We start from the raw sequence: 16,817 nt of genomic DNA on the forward strand, positions 1-16,817 counted from the left end.
CCACAATGATCTTCTTGACCTTGTCAGCAACCGCAGACATGCATCCTCCTACGTATACATCCCGCCGTTGACGGCAAGGACCTGCCCCGTGATGTACGAAGCCTCGTTCGAGGCCAGGAAACAGACGGCCGACGCGATATCTTCCGGACTGCCGAAGCGCCCGAGCGGCACCTTGCCCAGCCACTCGTTCTGCGTCTCGGGCGGCAGGGCGCGCGTCATCTCGGTGTCGATGAGGCCCGGCGCCACCACGTTGACGGTGATGTTGCGCGACGCCACTTCGCGGGCGAGCGCCTTGCTGAATCCAATCAGCCCGGCCTTCGACGCCGCGTAGTTCGACTGTCCGGCGTTGCCCATCTGGCCGACCACCGAACTGATGCTGATGATCCGGCCGGCGCGTTGTTTCATCATGGGCCGCAGCACCGCTTGCGAACAGATGAAGGCGCCCGTCAGGTTCACGTTGAGCACGCGGTCCCAGTCGTCCCGCTTCATGCGCATCAGCAACTGGTCGCGTGTGATGCCGGCGTTGTTCACCAGGATGTCGACGCGCCCGTGGCGGGCCATGACATCCGCGATCGTCGCCTCGACCCCGGCGGCGTCGGTCACATCCATGACGGCCGTCTCAACGGCGCCCGCGCCACCGGTGGCCGCTGCCCCGGATGCGCCGGCCGCCATCACGTCGGCCGCGACGACATGAGCCCCGCATCCAGCCAGCACGGCCGCAATCGTCTGGCCGATTCCTCTGGCCCCGCCAGTCACGACCGCGATTTTTCCGGTCAAATCCACCATCGTTCCCGTCCGACTCTCCTGCAATTCACCTGCATTCACGATCCTTCGACTCACTCGCCTCCCGTGCCACGCTCGTTCGCTCGGGACTGACAGCCCTTCGACTCACTCGTCGCGCCGTCCACTTTCGTTCGCTCAGGGTCTACGACAACAAATCGGCCACGACCACGTCGAGGTCCGCCGGAGCCTCGAGCGTCAGGAAGATCCCGTCCTTGATAATCTTACGTCCAAGCCCAGTCAGCACCGTTCCGGGTCCCACTTCAAGATACTTGCGGATGCCTTCGGATGCAAGCCGTTGCATTACCTCTTCCCAACGGACCGGCGACGACACCTGCGTCACCAGCGCCTCGATGGCCGACCGGGCATCACGCTTCGGTTCGGCATCGACGTCAGCCACGACCGGCACGACCGGATCGGATGCCGCCAGGGCGCGCAGTTCCGGCGCCAGCCGGGCTTCGGCCGGCTTCATGAGCGCGCAATGGAACGGGGCGCTCACGGGCAGCGGAATCGCCCGCCGGGCCCCTCGCGCTTTCGCCTGCACAATCGCCCGCGCGACGGCCTCCTTCGACCCGGCGATGACGATCTGCCCGGGCGCGTTCAGATTCGCCGTGCTCACCACGTCGCCCTGCGCCGCTTCGGCACACGCGGCGGCAACCTGATCCGCATCGAGACCCAGAATCGCCGCCATGGCCCCCTGCCCGACCGGAACGGCCTCCTGCATGTACCGACCCCGCCGCCTCACGGCTCTCAGCGCGTCACCAAACGTGATCGTGCCAGCCGTCACATGTGCGGAGTACTCTCCCAGGCTATGGCCGGCGACAAACGCAGGCCGCACGCCCTTCGACACGACCAGGCGAGCGAGCGCCACGCTCACGGCGAGGATCGCAGGTTGCGTATTCTCGGTGAGGACCAGTTTGTCTTCGGGCCCGTTGTAGCACAGCCCGCTCAGATCCTCGCCCAGCGCCTCGTCGGCTTCCGCCATCGCGTCGCGGCACACGGGGTACGCGTCGGCGAACGCACGCCCCATCCCGACTCTCTGCGACCCCTGTCCCGGAAACAAGAACGCAATCACAACGCCATCCCCCGCAGCATCGACAACTCCTGCCGGATCCGCGGCACCAGGCCGTCGGTGGCGAACCGATGCGCCATGACAATCGCATTCCGCACGGCCTTCTCCGACGATCGGCCGTGCCCGACGATGCACACGCCAGCGACGCCCAGCAGCGGCGCGCCCCCGTACTCTGAGTAGTCGACGCGCGTCCTGAACCGCTCGAACGCCTCGACCGCGGCCGATTGCCCCGGTGTTCCGCGCTCGAGAAACGCGCCATGCTGCCAGACCGCGTCGATCATCTCAACCACGCCTTCGCTCACCTTGATCACGACGTTGCCCGTGAAGCCGTCACAGACGACGACGTCGGCCGCCCCGGAGTATACGTCTCGCGCCTCGACATTCCCGATGAACTGGAGGCGGCTGGCCTTCAGCAGGGCGTGCCCCTCACGCGTGAGCGCATTGCCCTTGGTCTCTTCCTCGCCAATCGACAGCAGCCCGACTCGCGGTTCTCCCGTACCCAGGCCGACGCGGGCGAACACAGCGCCCATGATGCCGAAGGTCAGCAGGTGACGCGGCCGGCAGTTCGCGTTGGCTCCGACGTCGAGCAGGACGGCCGTTCCAGACTGCGTCGGCACCGCGGCGGCCAGGGCCGGCCGTTCGGCGCCCTCAAGCAGTCCCAGCGCGGTGTAAGCGGCAAGCACGGTCGCGCCAGTATTGCCCGCGCTGAAGAGCGCGTCGGCCTCACCGTTGGCCACCAATTCGGCAGCGACCTTGATTGACGCCTGAGGTTTGCGCCTGAGCGTGCGGGCGGGCGTCTCACCCATGCCGACCACGTCGGCCGCAGGCGCAATAGTGATGTCGAGCGCCGCGGAGTCTGGCAGCCGATCCAGTTCTTCGCGCAGCAACTCCGGAGGACCAACCAGCGTCACGCCCACTCCGGTCGCCCGGACAGCGGCCGCTGCCCCCTCCACGACCACGCGGGGGGCCCGGTCGCCCCCCATGGCGTCAACGGCTACCCGCATGTCTGGCTAGGTCTCTTCGACCTCGCGAACCTGCCGCCCGCGATAGTACCCGCAGTGGAGGCAGATCTGATGAGGGGCCTTGGCTTCGTGGCACTGCGGACACTGGCCGAGCGAGGCGGGCTTGAGCGCGTCGTGCGTGCGCCGCTTGGCGGTCCGCTGCTTGGAATGTCGTCGTTTTGGATTCGGCATGACTAGGTTTCCTTCTTCATCTCCCGGAGCACCGCCAACCGCGGGTCCTCCCACCGCACCGCACACGAGCACGAACCGCTGTTCAGGTTCGCGCCGCACATCGCGCACAAACCCCGGCAGGTCGCGGCGCAGAGCGGCTTCATCGGGACCACCATGAAGAACTGCTCCATCACCAGCTGGCCGAGGTCGATACGCTGGTCACTGAAATACGCGGTTGACAGATCGTCGTCCTCGATCTCCACCTCCCCATCTCCCTTGGCCTCGGAATGGGGCAGGTAGAGCACGTCGAAGGCCTCGTCAACCGGCATTTCGAAACCGACCAGGCACCGGCTGCACTCGAGTTCGAGCGTCGCCTGTATCCTGCCTGTCAGCCGGAACTGCTGGCGATCCTTCTGGATCGCCACAGTCAGGCTCACCGGCCCGCTGACGCCGAACAGACCCGCGTCGTTGGCCAGCGCATCGGCGGCTATCGTCCGCTCGACGCGAACATGCGCGTCGCGCATCTGGCTGACATCCAGCAGCAAGTCACTCATCTGTCGCGACTTCCGGCACATGCACAGATTTTCAACTATACCATGGGCCGAAAGCCGAGTCAGCCTATTCCAGCCGGTCGTCCCAGCGGCCCGACAGCGCGACCCAGGGTTTGGGTATGAAAAGATGCTCAAACAGGGCGACGGCGTACCGATCGGTCATGCCGGCCAGGAAATCGCTCGCCGCCACGTCGAGGCCGTCGCGCTCGAGCGTCGGGCCGTCGAGGAACCGCTCCGGCTGCTCTCGGACCTTCTCCCACAACCCGCCCAGAATGCCGGCCGCCTTCTTGAATTCGGCAGTTGACAGCTGATTCTCGTACACCGTGGCATACAGGAAACTCCGGAGCTCAAGCATCGCCTGAAGCACCGGCTCGGTCATCCGGATCTCTGACAGGCCGCCTTCGAGCGTCGCGTTCACCACGTCGGCGACCATCCGCCCGATTCGCCCCGAGTGCGTCAGGCCCAATACCTTCGTCGGCCCGGCCGGAAGCGAACCAATATCGAGAATGCCTGCCCGAACGGCATCGTCAATGTCGTGATTGACGTACGCGATCAGATCCGAGAGGCGCGTGATCTGCCCCTCGAGCGTCAATGCCGCATCAGGCACGTCCGGGCCAATCGGCGCTCCGCGCTTGCCCTTCGAGTGCTTGGAGATACCGTCTCGAACCTCGATGGTCAGATTCAACCCGGCACCATTCCGTTCGAGCACGTCAACGATGCGCAGACTCTGATGATCGTGCTCGAACCCGCCAGGCACCAGGTCGGCGAGCACGCGCTCTCCCTGGTGGCCGAAGGGCGTGTGGCCCAGGTCGTGCCCGAGCGCGATGGCCTCGGTCAGTTCTTCCTGGAGGGCCAGCGCCTTACTGATGGTCCGCGCAATCTGCGAGACCTCAAGCGTATGCGTCAGCCGGGTCCGGTAATGATCGCCGGTCGGAGCGAAAAAGACCTGGGTCTTGTGCTTGAGCCGGCGGAACGCCTTGCAGTGCACGATGCGATCACGATCGCGCTGGAACGCCGGACGGATGTCGTCTTCAGGCTCAGGCCACAGCCGGCCCCGGCTGGCCGCGCTCCGGGCCGCCTGCGGCGCCAGCATGCGCTCTTCGCGTTGCTCGAGAACTTCGCGGATCGTCGGCACAAGCGGTCTCCTCTCCTGGTCTCCTACGTGCCCTGCCTGACGATCTTCCGGAGAACGCTCCGGCCATGTCGCAGCGGCCCGACGCCAAACAGGTCGGCCAGCGTCTGGCCGAGGTCGGCAAAGGTATCGCGGGTGCCGAGGTCGACGCCGGCGACCGCGCGCGCCCCGTACATCAGCAGCGGCACGTACTCACGCGCGTGGTCGGTCGAACTCGTGGTGGGATCGTTGCCGTGGTCTGCCGTGATCACCAGGAGGTCATCAACCCGCAAGCATGGAAGCAACGAACCCAGGCGCAGGTCGAACCGCTCGAGATTCGCCGCGTACCCTGCCACGTCATTGCGGTGGCCGTACTGGGTGTCGAAGTCGACGAGGTTGGCGAAGATCAGGCCATCGGGCGCCGACGCGATTGCGCGATCGACGGCATCCATCCCGTCCGAATCCGACGTCGTATGAACGGCCTCCGCAATTCCGTGCCCGGCAAACAGGTCACGGATCTTGCCGATCGCGATCACGGGCACGCCCTTCGCCGTCAGCCGATCGAGCAGCGTCGGCTCGAACGGCGCCAATGCATAGTCGTGCCGGTTCGAGGTTCGCGTGAAGTGGCCTGGCTGGCCAACGAACGGCCTGGCAATCACCCGGCCGACACCCATGCCCAGACCGAACATCTCGTAGGCGATCTCGCAGATTCGGTACAGCTCCGGCACCGGGATCACGTCCTCGTGTGCCGCAATCTGAAAGACGCTGTCGGCGGACGTGTACACAATCGGTTGACCCGTCCGGATATGCTCGCGCCCGAGATCGTCGATGATCTGCGTCCCTGACGCGACGGTGTTGCCGAGAATCGTGCGGCCGATGCGGCGCTCATACTCACGGATCGCGTCGAGCGGGAAGCCGTGCGGAAACGTGGGGAACGCGTGCTCGAGCACGAGCCCCATCATCTCCCAGTGCCCGGTCACCGAATCCTTGCCGGGCGACCGCTCGGCCATTCGGCCGTAGGCGGCCGCGGGCGAGGCGGGCGGGATCTGGCCGGCCAGCGGCAGAATGCGCGAGATGCCGAGGGCGTTGAGATGCGGGATGCGGAGCAGATGGCGCTCCGCGATGTGCCCCAGCGTATTGCTGCCCGCGTCGCCGTACGCGGCGGCATCCGGCAACTCGCCGACCCCGACGCTGTCGATGACGATGACGAAGACGCGGCGGAACGGCTGGAGCGGCATGAGTCCGTCCGATATGACTGGCGTGCCCGGGGAGGCGACGACGATCAGCCCTGCTCCGGAAGGTTCGGTGCGCCCGTGGCGCGCGGCGCGCGGATCGACGCGATGGCGTGCTTGAAGACCATGCTGTCGATGCCGTCCTGTTCGACCAGCACGGCGAATCGATCAAAGTTGGTGACGCGAGCCTCGAAGTCGGTGCCGTCCATCAGAAGAAACCGCACCGTGGCGCGGCTGCGCCGCGCGATGTTGAGGAAGCCGTCCTGGACATCAGGGGCCGCCGGCGCTCTCGTGTCAGACATCTGGGCCATCGGTGGCAGTCTCCGCAAGCGGACCGGTGACCGACATCAGGCCGAGCCGCGCACCAATCATGCGCCCGGCTTCGTCGATCGCGTCGTCTCGTTCACCAGCCCTGTGAATCCAGACTAGATTAGGCTCTTTGCGGAACCAGATCAACTGCCGCCGCGCGTAGTGACGGTTCTCGCGGACGATGAGCTCGCGTGTCGCCGCCTCGTCGCGCTCGCCGCGGACGTGCTCCAGCACACGCCGATAGACGTATCCGGTGAACGGCCGCGATGTCGCCGGCACCCCGATCGCTAACGCCTGCCGCACTTCGTCGACAATGCCGCGCGCAAACTGGACATCGACGCGCCGCGCAATCCGATCCGTGATCTCGGTCCACGGCGGCGCAACCACGAGGCCAATCACCGTCCAGCCGTCGAGCGGCGCGCGCGTATCGGCGAAGTGCTGTGTCAGCGGCGTGCCGCTCTTCAGGTACACCTCGAGGGCGCGCACGATACGGACCAGGTCGCGCGACTGAATCCGGACGGCGGATGGCGGATCGACGCGCGCCAGCCAGCGATGGAGACGCTCCACGCCGCGCTGCGCCGCAATCCGCTCGAGCCGGCCGCGGATCGCGGGGTCCCGCGCAGGCCCCGGAAACAGCCCGCGCACCAGCGCCCGGTAGTAGAAGCCGGTTCCTCCGACCAGGATCGGAAGGCGGCCCCGCTTCCGGATGTCGAGGATGGCCCGCATCGCGTCACGGGCGTAGTCTGCGGCGGTGTACTCACAGGAGGGTTCGACCAGATCGACCAAGTAGTGCGGCACACCGTCCTGCTGGACGATCGGCACCTTGTCGGTTCCGATGTCGAAGCCTTTGTACACGGCCGTGGAATCGCAGCTGATGATCTCGCCGCCAAACCGCTTCGCCAGTGCGAGTCCGAGCGCGCTCTTGCCGCTGGCGGTCGGTCCCAGAATGGCGACCACGGTGCGATCGATTCCGGGGTCTCCGTGGTTCATCGGCCGCCGAGTCCACGAACGACGACCCACGCCGCCAGGAGGGACAGCAACACGAACCACCCGAACTGTTGGATGCGATTCGGCAGCGCCATTATCGATCTGGCGGGGGTTCGTTGTAGTAGAACGTGACGGTGAACCGGGCCTTCTCGTCGGGGTACTCGGGCGGCAACGGCTGCGTCGGATTCGACGAGGCAACGGCGTTGAACGACGAGTTGTTGAACGCGTCAACTGACGAGGGGCCAGCCACTCCCAGTTCCGTGATGCTGCCGTCCTTGTGCACGACGAAGGTGACAACAACATGCCCCTTCAGCGCCATCGCGGCGTACGGGATGAACCAGTTCCGCTTGATCTGCGCGATGAAGCGCCTGACCCACGGCCCGAACTCGACACCCTTCGTATCAAACTGAATCGCCGATCCGAACTGGCCCCCGCCCTGCGAATTGTCGAAGATCTGCGGCGGCGCATACCGCTGGACGTTGCGGATCGCCTCACCCAGCCGGTCCCCCGACACGCCCCCGGCACCTGCCCGCGGCAGCGGCGCCGGACCCGTGAGGCCACGCAATACCGAATCTTCCTGCACTCTCGGTCCCGGAGGTCCCGGCGCCGGTTGCCCGGGGCTGGCCGCGTCCTGCGGCGACCGCATCTGTGGCGGCGGCGCAGGCTGGTCGATGCGCTCGGGCGTATTCCCCCGCGAGAACGGCTGCAGGTTCATCGGACTTGGCATCCGTTCCGGTGACTGCGTCGAGCGGTCACGGTCTGACAAGTCAGACCCCTTCGGCTTCTGCTTGGCATCGAACTCGGCACGCGGCTGGACGAAGACGAATCGCCGGGCCTCGTTCTCACGCTGCCGCATCATCGCCATTCGCTGCTCGACTTCGCTCGCATCCGGCTTTCCGACCGGAAACAACTGGGGAGCCAGGATGACGAGGATGGTCACCGCCAGGTGCACGACGAGCGACAGCAGCACGCCCTCCCGCCACGACATGGCGCGGTCCATGCCGGAAACATCGGTGTGTTGATCGTCGAAGTTGAAGTACATCAGTGACTTACATTGATTATAGCATCCGAGCTTGGAGCGTCTGCCCTGCGGCCCATTGAGGCGGGACAACCATCCCGGGGCATCACGAACGTTTTGAGGCGCTGTAGAGATAGACGACGCCCAGGGTCAACTGGACGGCGCGCACGTCAATAAATCCTTGCGCCTTCAACGTCGCAACGAGCGCACCCGGCTCGGGAAACGTGCTGACCGAAGCCGGCAGGTAGCGATACGCCGACGTGTGGCCGGACAGCAATCGACCGATCCGCGGCAGTACGTGGCGAAAGTACGCCAGGTACAACTGTCGAATGCCCGGGGTCGGCGGCAGGCCAAACTCGAGCACGGCGAACCGCCCTCCCGGGCGCAGGACGCGCAGCACGTCTTGAAATACGACGTCCGGTGCCTCCACGTTTCGAATGCCGAAGGCGACCGCTGCCGCATCGACGCTCCCGGACCGCACCGGGATCCGCATCGCGTCGCCCTGCGTGAGCCAGACGGCATCGGCGAGGCCCCGCCGGACGAGTTTCCGCGCGCCGTACCGCAGCATGCCGCGCGAGAGGTCGACGCCGACCACCCGTCTGGCGCCCCGGCGTCCCCTCGTCGCCGCAATCGCCAAATCAGCGGTGCCGCAACACAAGTCGAGCACCGTCTCGCCGCCGCCGAGACCCAGGGCGGCAATCGCCTTCCGCCGCCACCACGCATCCAGGCCGCCGCTGAGGACGCGGTTCAGCAGATCGTAGCGATGGGCAATCGCATCAAACATCCCGCCGATGCGGGCGGGCGCCTTGTCGCGTCCGAGTTCAGCGGCGTCTGGCGTCACCGCTCGACCTGGCCGGACCACGCGGGATAGAGGTGGTGTTCCACGCCAAGCACCGACAGGATCTTGCCGGCCATGAAGTCGGCCAGATCATCGAGCGACTTCGGCACCTGATAGAAGGCGGGCATCGCGGGAACCACAATCACGCCGGCCTCCGCGCAGAGCACCATGTTGCGCAGCTGCGGCAGGCTCATCGGTGTTTCGCGGGGCACGATCACCAGGGGTTTCCGCTCCTTGAGCATCACGTCGGCGGCGCGCTCGACCAGCGTGCGCGACAGCCCGTTCGCGACCCCGGCCATGGTCTTCATCGAACACGGCACGATCACCATGCCGTCGGCAGATCGGCTGCCGCTCGCGATAGACGCACCGAGGTCCCGGTTGCTGTGCAGAGCGTAGTGCCCTCGCAACACGCCGTCTCCATACTTGGTCTGAAGATACTCCATCAGCGCGTCGCCGGACGCCTCGGTGTCGAGCTCGTCGCGCAGCAGACGACGACCGAAATCCGTCACGACCAGATCGAGGTGGCAGCCTTGCTCCAGCAGCGCCGCAGCGGTCCTGGCGGCATACAGAGCGCCGCTGGCCCCGGTGATGGCAACCACAAAACTCCGAGGACGGATCAGCGTGTCAGTGGACATAAATGGCCGCGGCCGTAGTGATGAAGTACAGGATGCCGACATACCCGTTCAGGTCGAACGCGAACTTGACACGGGTGAGATCGCGGACCGAGACGAGCGACTGCTCGTACGCCAGCAGCACCGCCACACCGGCCACGCCGCCCAGATAGATGCCTCCCAACGGCACGACCAGCCCCAACGCAGCCAGGCAGACGATGGTCGCGACGTGAAGGCCTCGCGAAATCCCCAACGACACGGCCACGCCAAAACGCTGTGGAATCGACTTCAGCCCGCGTGCGCGGTCGAAGTCGAGATCCTGACAGGCGTACAACACGTCGAATCCGCTCACCCACGTGCCGATCGCCAGCGCCAGCAGCCACGGCTCCCATCCCTCGCGCCCGCCTGCTGCCAGCCATCCGCCAACCGGCGCCACGGCCATTGCGAGACCCAGAAATGCCTGCGTCGACCAGGTGAACCGCTTGGCCAGCGAGTACCAGAAGACGATCGCGAGCGCCACCGGCGAGAGCGCCAGACAGACGGGGTTGAGCGCGGCGGCCGCCAGCACGAACGCCGCCGATGAGACCATCACGAACAGCACCGCCTCACGAACGCTCATGCGGCCGGCGGGCAGTTCGCGACCGGCCGTGCGGGGATTGAGCGCATCGAACCGGGCGTCGACGAGCCGGTTGAATCCCATCGCGGCACTGCGCGCGGTGATCATCGCCACGACGATCCAGATGACGCGTCCGGCCGTCAGAGGCACCCGGCGCGACGCCAGCATCATTCCGGTCAGCGCAAACGGCAACGCGAAGACCGAGTGGCCGATGCGCACGAACGAAGCGTAGGTCAGCAGCTGATTCAGCACGACGGCGACTCGATCCACTGCACGAGGTCGGGGGTGATTCCCGACACCAGGCATTGTTCCACATCCGCCGTGCCGGCAGGAATCTTCACGGCGACAAGCGCGGCCCGTTTCCCGGCCTCGATCGTCCCGTGTTCACCTCCGAGGCCGAGCGCGACGGCGCCGTTGGTCGTTGCACACGCGAGCAGGTCTGATGACGGCACATCTGGCGCCAGGCCGTGCAGTTCGGCCAGTTCCGCAAACAGGTTCAGGTCCAGTACGCTCGCGAGGCTGTCGGTGCCAAGGGCGATCCGTACGCCCGACTTGAAGAAACGGGCCACCGGCGGCGCGCCGACGCCGACGTGGACGTTGCTGCGCGGGCAGGTGACCAGGGTCGCCCCGCGAGCCGCGAGCAGATCGAGCTCGGTGTCATTCAGTTGCACGCCGTGTACGGCGAGGGTCCCGGCATCCCAGAACGTCATCCGATCGAGAAAGGTGATCGGGCCACACTGCGGTACGACCCAGCTCCGATTCCAGGCGCCTATCGACCGGATCACGTCGCGCCATCGTCCGCCGCCTGTGAGCAGCAGGTCCATCTCCTCGGGCGATTCACCGACGTGGACGGAGGTTGGGATAGTGCGCTCCGGCAGTCGGGTGTCGCGGATGGCCTCGAAGATGCCGGGCGCCACCGAGTAGGGCGCGTGAGGCGCCAGGGCGAGCCTCCACCCCGGAATCTCGGGCACTGCCTCGATCCTCGACTGCGCCTTCGCGACAAATGCCGCCGGATCCGAGGCGTTGAACTTGAGAATCTCGTGGAAGACGACACCAACCAGGCCGCTCGACGCCAGCAGGTCGAGTTCCAGAAGCTCGTTGCTGACATCGCCGACAACGCCGGTGCCGGACGCCCGCATCTCGGCCAGGGCGTTCCTGATGCTTGTTCGAACCGTTGCCTGGCTGGCGGCCTGGAACGGGGACAGACGCAGCTTCATCTGCGCCATCACCCAGTCGATGAAGTTGTGCCCGGGCGGCACGCGCCCGCGCAGCCACGACAATTCCAGGTGCGTATGCGCGTTGACCAGCGCCGGCATCACCGCCACATCGCCCAGTTCCACGTCTTCGTGCCCGGCGCCTGACGACCAGGCGCGGTCGGCGGCATCACCGAGCGCCACGACGCGTCCGCCGCTGGTGCGAACCCATCCGTTGCGAATCGGCGGACCCGCTATCGGAACGATCCACGATGCGTGATAGGTGGGCATACGTGAGCGAGCACCAGTCAGTAGTCAGTAGGCGGTAGACGGTGGAAATCCGTAGGGGCACGGCATGCCGTGCCCGCTCAGTCTTTCTTATCGATGCCCCATTTGCCTGCGCCTCGGCAGCCGATCAGGAGGAATACGAAGCAGTAGAGAACGGCCAGTTCGCCCTGATTGACGCCCGGGAAGAACGCGGAACCCATCTGGAATTTCCAGTGGAACTGGAAGTACGCGACGGCCATCTCGCCGCTGCAGAGAATGGCCGCGGCGCGCGTCCCGAAACCCAGCAGCACCGCAAGGCCTCCCACCAGTTCGATGGCCCCGCCGAACCAGAGCTGAGACCCAACCGGCGGCTGGAACTGAGACAGTACGCCCAGGATCTTCTGAGCGCCGTGGAACGAGAACATGAATCCCGCGACAATTCGGAGCAGCGCGTACGCATGGTCGCCGTACTTCTCGAGGATCTTCATCGTTGTATTCCTCCGTCTGGTTGGTCCGACTTCGGCAGCGGGAACGACGACGGTGTTCGGCGCTGCACTTGCCCGGTACGACGTCGACGACCGAATCCCGGTGTTCAGATCCGGGCTGGCGCGATGCCTTTCCGAACCGCCATGCCGCCGTACGCTCCGGCGAAGGCGATCAGCAGGGCGAGCACCGAGCCGTAATTGTGCGTCATGACAATCCCCAGCAGGGGAATCCACAGGCCCACGGCGAGAGCCCAGAGCCATGGGCGTTTCGGCCCGATCAACCCGAGTATCGCGCAGACGGCGAGAATCGCGAACGCGGTGACGCCGGCGTCGTCCCAGCCTGGCCGGCTGTCCACGTAAGTGATGAGCGCGCCGGACACGAGCGCAAGCACCGGCAGCACCTTCTGCATCGTGACGCTCCGACTTCTTCGCGGCAATTTCTGTCAGCAGCCTGACAATGTCGTCCATCTGCTTTGACGCCTTCCGGCTATTGCGGTAGATGACCCCCAGGCAGCTCCACAAACCCAGCAGCGCAATACTGACCCAGAGTTCAACCCATTCATAGACATCCCTCCATCTTGATTCGCGTGCCGCCTGAATAGTCTACATGTTCACTTCTTTTGCCACCTGTCATCCTTCTCCAGCACGCTCCGCACTCGGTCGCCGTCGAGCCACTTCTTCGCCTCCGGATCGGCGCAAAGATACGCATCCCAGAAAGCGGTCGTCACGGCCAGAATCGCGCGATGATGGTTTGGATTGCGCTTCTCTGCGTCACCGGGAAGCGCCCGATCGGTGAACGCGGAGTGTTCCGCCTTGTTCAGCACCAGTTCGTACTTCCCACGCGGCGGCAACGCCGGGAACACGCTGAGACGCGATGGCAGGTCGGCGTCTCCAATGATCGCGGTGTCCAAGGTCCCAGTGAGCAGCATCCACGGAATGGCGACGCGACCAAATGACTGCTTCGGATCACCTCGCCGGGGCCCGCTCGGGCTCATCACGACGGCCGCTCTGATTCGAGGATCGGTGAAGCCCCTCCCTATCGGAAAGAACTGGCCGCTCACCGCCTGGGTGGTCACCGCGCCAAAGGAATGGCCCGACATCCCGATTCGTTTCAGGTCCAGCCGCCCTGCCAGGACGTGCGACGCCGCGGAGTTCCACCGTTCGAGCTGATCGAGTACCGCTGACACATCTCTGACCCGACGCTCGAAGTTCTCCAGATCGGCCGCCTGCCTCATCGCCGCCATCCGCTGAGCGGGCGGCGTGTCCTTCCACACGCCATTGTCACTTCCCGGATGCTGCAAGAACACGGCGACATAGCCCCTCAACGCCCAGTGATTGCCCAAGTACTCCGAACCTGCCCGGTTTCCGCCAAGACCGTGACTGAAGAGCACCACCGCTGCGGGCCTCCGGCCGCTCGGCAGGTAGACGCGGATCGGAATCTCGCGCGAGCGCTGCGCATCGCTGACGACCAGTTCTCTCTGTTCGGGTGTGCCCTTCTCGACCAGCAGAGGGTCGTAACCCACGCCCATCCCGGCGGGGCCTGCGCCAGCCGACGCCACCACACACAGTGCTGTCGCGACCCAGCCCCTCATGGCGCACCCTCCCCCGCGGCGCAAGAAGATGCCACGGCCAAGCTCATGCAACCATCTTGAACCTACACCAGATCGTCCAGTGTTCGCGGCCAATCGTCCCGCATCGGGATCATGACGTCGCGCCCGACATGGTCGAAGCTGCTGGTGACGGGCTCGAACTTCTGAGGTGTCTCGCTCGGCAGACGCGGATCCTGGACAGCTCGCTGCCGCGGCGTTTCAGCGGCCGATGGCCCGATGCACAGCGCGATGCTAACGCTGGCTACGGATGTCAGCCATCGCGCCCGACCAGATCGGGATGCGGACCGTCGCGGGTTCTGTCTCATTTCAGGGCTCATCATGTTCCTCCGGGCGTGCGTCAGGGGGTTCGCCGCGGGATTGCCCCTCCGACGGGCTGGGTCCGGCGGGGTTCCATCCGCTGGTAAGTCGCGCTAGGATGACACAAGTAGCAGTTGAATTGTCGGCGCCTGTCGGCCGTAACGACACATCGAGCGCCGGTTGCGCCTCAACGGACGCGAACCGCCGGAAGGATTGACCCATGAATTCGGTGCCCCTCATGCTGATCGCCATCCTCGTCACGGCGCTGGCTTACCGGTATTACGGGGCGTTCCTCGCGGCGAAGGTGCTGGTACTCAGCGATCGCGCCACCCCAGCGCACACCATGGAGGACGGTCAGAACTATCAACCCACGAACAAGTGGGTGCTGTTCGGTCACCACTTCGCGGCGATCTCGGGGGCGGGACCGCTGATTGGCCCGGTCCTGGCGGCACAGTACGGCTACGCCCCGACGTTCCTCTGGATGCTGCTGGGCGCGGTTATCGCGGGCGGTGTCCACGACATGACGATCCTGGTCGCCTCGATCCGCCGGAGAGGCAAGTCCCTCGCCGAGATTGCCCGCGCGGAGGTGAGCCCACTCGCCGGGCTGGTCGGCTCGGTGGCGATCCTGATCATCATCATCGTCGCCCTGGCTGGCCTCGGGTTCGCGGTGGTGAATGCCCTTCGGGACAGCTCCTGGGGGACGTTCACGATCTCGATGACGATCCCGGTGGCGATGTTTGTCGGCCTGTGGATGTACCGCTTTCGGAAAGGGCACATCGCCGAAGCCAGCGTCATCGGCGTGGTCGGTGTCTTCGCCGCGCTCATCGTCGGCGGCATGATCCCGGGGTCGCGGTTCGCGCCGGCCTTCACTCTGTCGCGCGAGGGCATCGTCATCGCCCTGGCTGCTTACGGGTTCGTTGCCTCCGTGCTGCCCGTCTGGCTGTTGCTCGTTCCGCGCGACTATCTGTCGTCCTACCTGAAGATCGGGACGATTGCCGCGCTCATCGCCGGCGTGTTCATCGTGCATCCCACGCTGCAGATGCCGGCATTCACGTCGTACGACGCCGGCGGCGGCCCGATCATTCCCGGGAAGCTGTTCCCGTTCCTGTTCATCACGATCGCGTGCGGCGCCATTTCGGGTTTTCACGCGCTGGTGTCCTCGGGCACGACGCCGAAGATGCTCGATACGGAACGGGACGCGCTGCCCGTCGCCTACGGCGCCATGCTGATGGAATGCATCGTGTCGGTGGTGGCCCTCATCGCCGCCTGCTCCTTGCACCCGGCCGATTACTTCGCCATCAACGTGAGCCCCGACAAGTTCGCGGCAATGGGATTGACGCCGGTGAATCTCGATGTGCTGTCGTCGAGAGTCGGTGAAGTGGTGGCGGGACGCCCGGGCGGGGCCGTCTCGCTGGCCGTTGGATTCGCGCAGATCTTCGCGGGGATCCCGGGTCTGACCCACCTGATGGGCTACTGGTATCACTTCGCGATCATGTTCGAGGCCCTCTTTATCCTCACGACGATCGATGCCGGGACGCGCGTGGCGCGTTTCCTGGTGCAGGAGTACGTCGGCCGCGTGTGGAAACCGATGGAACGCACCGACTGGCTTCCCGGCAACCTGCTGGCGACCGGATGTGTCGTGTTCGCGTGGGGATACTTCATCTGGACCGGCAACATCTCGACCATCTGGCCGATGTTTGGCACCGCGAACCAGCTGCTGGCGGCCGTGGCGCTCGCCGTCGCCACCGCGGCCCTGCTCAATGCCGGCAAGGTCCGCTACGTCTGGGTCACGCTGGTGCCGCTGGTCTTCGTCGCGGTCACGACGATCTACGCGGGCCTGCTGAATATCATGGATAACTTTCTGCCTCTGTCTCGAGTGCCCGGCAAGGAACTGCTGGGCTGGGTCAATGTGACGCTGACCGCGGTGATTCTCTGCTGCGTCATCGTTGTGCTGGTTGAGACCGGACGCCGCGCCTGGCGCGTGTTGGTGCGGCGGGAGTTCACCCGGAACGGCCAGGCGGTGCCGGTGAAGGATGGGAACCCGGTCGAGGCGCTGACGTTCGGCGGGGCGTAGATCGTCGGACAGGGCCGGAGGGCGCATCGCGGTGCGACGCCGGGGACCAGCCGCCTGGGCTTTTCAGTAGACGAACGGAATCAGCTTGCGCACGCGCTGCCGGTAGGCCGCGTAGCGTGGAAACTTCGCCGCCAGCCACGCCTCTTCCCGACGCGATTTCACATCCAGAAGGACAAACAAGGCCACGACGTATCCGAGGGTGAGCCATCCCTGGACGTGTAACCACCACCCGAGGCCGAGCGCTAAACCACCGCCGTAGATCGGATGGCGAACCAGCGCGAAGGGGCCCGTCTGGACGAGGCCGGCCCCGTCCTTCGGATACGGCAACGGGGTCAGGCCGCGCCCCAGACGGACGAACCCGGCAATACCCAGAGCGCCGCCAGCGAGCATCAGCACGCCGCCAACGACCGAGCACACACGGCCCAATGGAAGCGGCCACGGCGGCTGGCCAGGAAGTGCGCGGGGGCCGAGGAATACCAATCCAATCAGAATCACCTGCGCGACGACCAGCCATTCCCCGCGAGCCCCTTTCCACCAGGGCTTGCGATCGGCAGCTGTCGGATCTGGCGACATGGTTCGATGCCTCCTTGTGCG

Annotated in this window: 19 protein-coding genes; 1 reads left to right on the forward strand and 18 read right to left on the reverse strand. The window is 65.7% G+C overall.

The window, feature by feature from the left end; translation table 11 throughout:
* Positions 1-48: 48 nt before the first annotated feature.
* The 17 genes from fabG to NTV05_03965 form a co-directional block, all read right to left on the reverse strand.
* Positions 49-786, reverse strand: a complete 738-nt coding sequence (gene fabG / locus NTV05_03885; GenBank protein ID MCX6543537.1) for a 3-oxoacyl-ACP reductase FabG — start codon at positions 784-786, stop codon at positions 49-51.
* Between the two features lie 139 nt (positions 787-925).
* Positions 926-1,855, reverse strand: coding sequence for an ACP S-malonyltransferase (gene fabD / locus NTV05_03890; protein MCX6543538.1), 930 nt, complete (start codon positions 1,853-1,855; stop codon positions 926-928).
* Complete coding sequence (plsX, locus tag NTV05_03895) at positions 1,852-2,856, reverse strand: phosphate acyltransferase PlsX (GenBank protein ID MCX6543539.1); 1,005 nt, start codon at positions 2,854-2,856, stop codon at positions 1,852-1,854. The genes fabD and plsX overlap by 4 nt, the downstream gene beginning before the upstream one ends.
* Before the next feature lie 6 nt (positions 2,857-2,862).
* Complete coding sequence (gene rpmF / locus NTV05_03900) at positions 2,863-3,045, reverse strand: 50S ribosomal protein L32 (protein ID MCX6543540.1); 183 nt, start codon at positions 3,043-3,045, stop codon at positions 2,863-2,865.
* Positions 3,046-3,047: 2 nt separating this feature from the next.
* A complete protein-coding gene (locus NTV05_03905) occupies positions 3,048-3,578 on the reverse strand; it encodes a DUF177 domain-containing protein (GenBank protein MCX6543541.1) in 531 nt (176 codons plus the stop codon).
* A 64-nt stretch (positions 3,579-3,642) separates the two neighbouring features.
* A complete protein-coding gene (locus NTV05_03910) occupies positions 3,643-4,710 on the reverse strand; it encodes a deoxyguanosinetriphosphate triphosphohydrolase (protein MCX6543542.1) in 1,068 nt (355 codons plus the stop codon).
* A 23-nt stretch (positions 4,711-4,733) separates the two neighbouring features.
* Complete coding sequence (locus NTV05_03915) at positions 4,734-5,924, reverse strand: phosphopentomutase (protein MCX6543543.1); 1,191 nt, start codon at positions 5,922-5,924, stop codon at positions 4,734-4,736.
* A 44-nt stretch (positions 5,925-5,968) separates the two neighbouring features.
* A complete protein-coding gene (locus NTV05_03920) occupies positions 5,969-6,220 on the reverse strand; it encodes an RNA chaperone Hfq (GenBank protein MCX6543544.1) in 252 nt (83 codons plus the stop codon).
* Entirely contained in the window at positions 6,213-7,217 is a 1,005-nt protein-coding gene (gene miaA, locus NTV05_03925; protein MCX6543545.1) for a tRNA (adenosine(37)-N6)-dimethylallyltransferase MiaA, read from the reverse strand. The genes NTV05_03920 and miaA overlap by 8 nt, the downstream gene beginning before the upstream one ends.
* Positions 7,218-7,308: 91 nt before the next feature.
* Positions 7,309-8,256 carry a TonB family protein gene (locus NTV05_03930; protein MCX6543546.1) on the reverse strand — a complete coding sequence of 316 codons (948 nt, stop codon included), beginning with the start codon at positions 8,254-8,256 and terminating at the stop codon, positions 7,309-7,311.
* An 82-nt stretch (positions 8,257-8,338) separates the two neighbouring features.
* The gene (locus tag NTV05_03935) at positions 8,339-9,073 is read right to left on the reverse strand and encodes a ubiquinone/menaquinone biosynthesis methyltransferase (GenBank protein MCX6543547.1); all 735 of its coding nucleotides are present in this window, start codon (positions 9,071-9,073) and stop codon (positions 8,339-8,341) included.
* Positions 9,070-9,705 carry a UbiX family flavin prenyltransferase gene (locus NTV05_03940; GenBank protein ID MCX6543548.1) on the reverse strand — a complete coding sequence of 212 codons (636 nt, stop codon included), beginning with the start codon at positions 9,703-9,705 and terminating at the stop codon, positions 9,070-9,072. The genes NTV05_03935 and NTV05_03940 overlap by 4 nt, the downstream gene beginning before the upstream one ends.
* Positions 9,695-10,549 carry a putative 4-hydroxybenzoate polyprenyltransferase gene (gene ubiA, locus NTV05_03945; protein MCX6543549.1) on the reverse strand — a complete coding sequence of 285 codons (855 nt, stop codon included), beginning with the start codon at positions 10,547-10,549 and terminating at the stop codon, positions 9,695-9,697. The genes NTV05_03940 and ubiA overlap by 11 nt, the downstream gene beginning before the upstream one ends.
* Positions 10,543-11,781: an amidohydrolase family protein gene (locus NTV05_03950; GenBank protein MCX6543550.1), complete on the reverse strand. Its 1,239-nt coding sequence runs from the start codon at positions 11,779-11,781 to the stop codon at positions 10,543-10,545. Before NTV05_03950 ends, ubiA begins: the two co-directional genes overlap by 7 nt.
* Before the next feature lie 77 nt (positions 11,782-11,858).
* Positions 11,859-12,245, reverse strand: coding sequence for a DoxX family protein (locus NTV05_03955; protein MCX6543551.1), 387 nt, complete (start codon positions 12,243-12,245; stop codon positions 11,859-11,861).
* A gap of 104 nt (positions 12,246-12,349) precedes the next feature.
* Positions 12,350-12,652, reverse strand: coding sequence for a hypothetical protein (locus NTV05_03960; protein ID MCX6543552.1), 303 nt, complete (start codon positions 12,650-12,652; stop codon positions 12,350-12,352).
* Between the two features lie 201 nt (positions 12,653-12,853).
* Positions 12,854-13,834, reverse strand: a complete 981-nt coding sequence (locus tag NTV05_03965; GenBank protein MCX6543553.1) for a dienelactone hydrolase — start codon at positions 13,832-13,834, stop codon at positions 12,854-12,856.
* Between the two features lie 535 nt (positions 13,835-14,369).
* Between NTV05_03965 and NTV05_03970 the strand changes: the two genes are divergently transcribed.
* Positions 14,370-16,223 carry a carbon starvation protein A gene (locus NTV05_03970; GenBank protein ID MCX6543554.1) on the forward strand — a complete coding sequence of 618 codons (1,854 nt, stop codon included), beginning with the start codon at positions 14,370-14,372 and terminating at the stop codon, positions 16,221-16,223.
* 63 nt (positions 16,224-16,286) lie between these two features.
* Here NTV05_03970 and NTV05_03975 read toward each other — a convergent pair whose 3' ends face one another.
* Entirely contained in the window at positions 16,287-16,796 is a 510-nt protein-coding gene (locus NTV05_03975) for an isoprenylcysteine carboxylmethyltransferase family protein (GenBank protein MCX6543555.1), read from the reverse strand.
* Positions 16,797-16,817 lie beyond the last annotated feature (21 nt).

It is taken from the genome of Acidobacteriota bacterium, from assembly GCA_026393755.1.
Lineage (GTDB): Bacteria > Acidobacteriota > Vicinamibacteria > Vicinamibacterales > JAKQTR01 > JBAXOX01.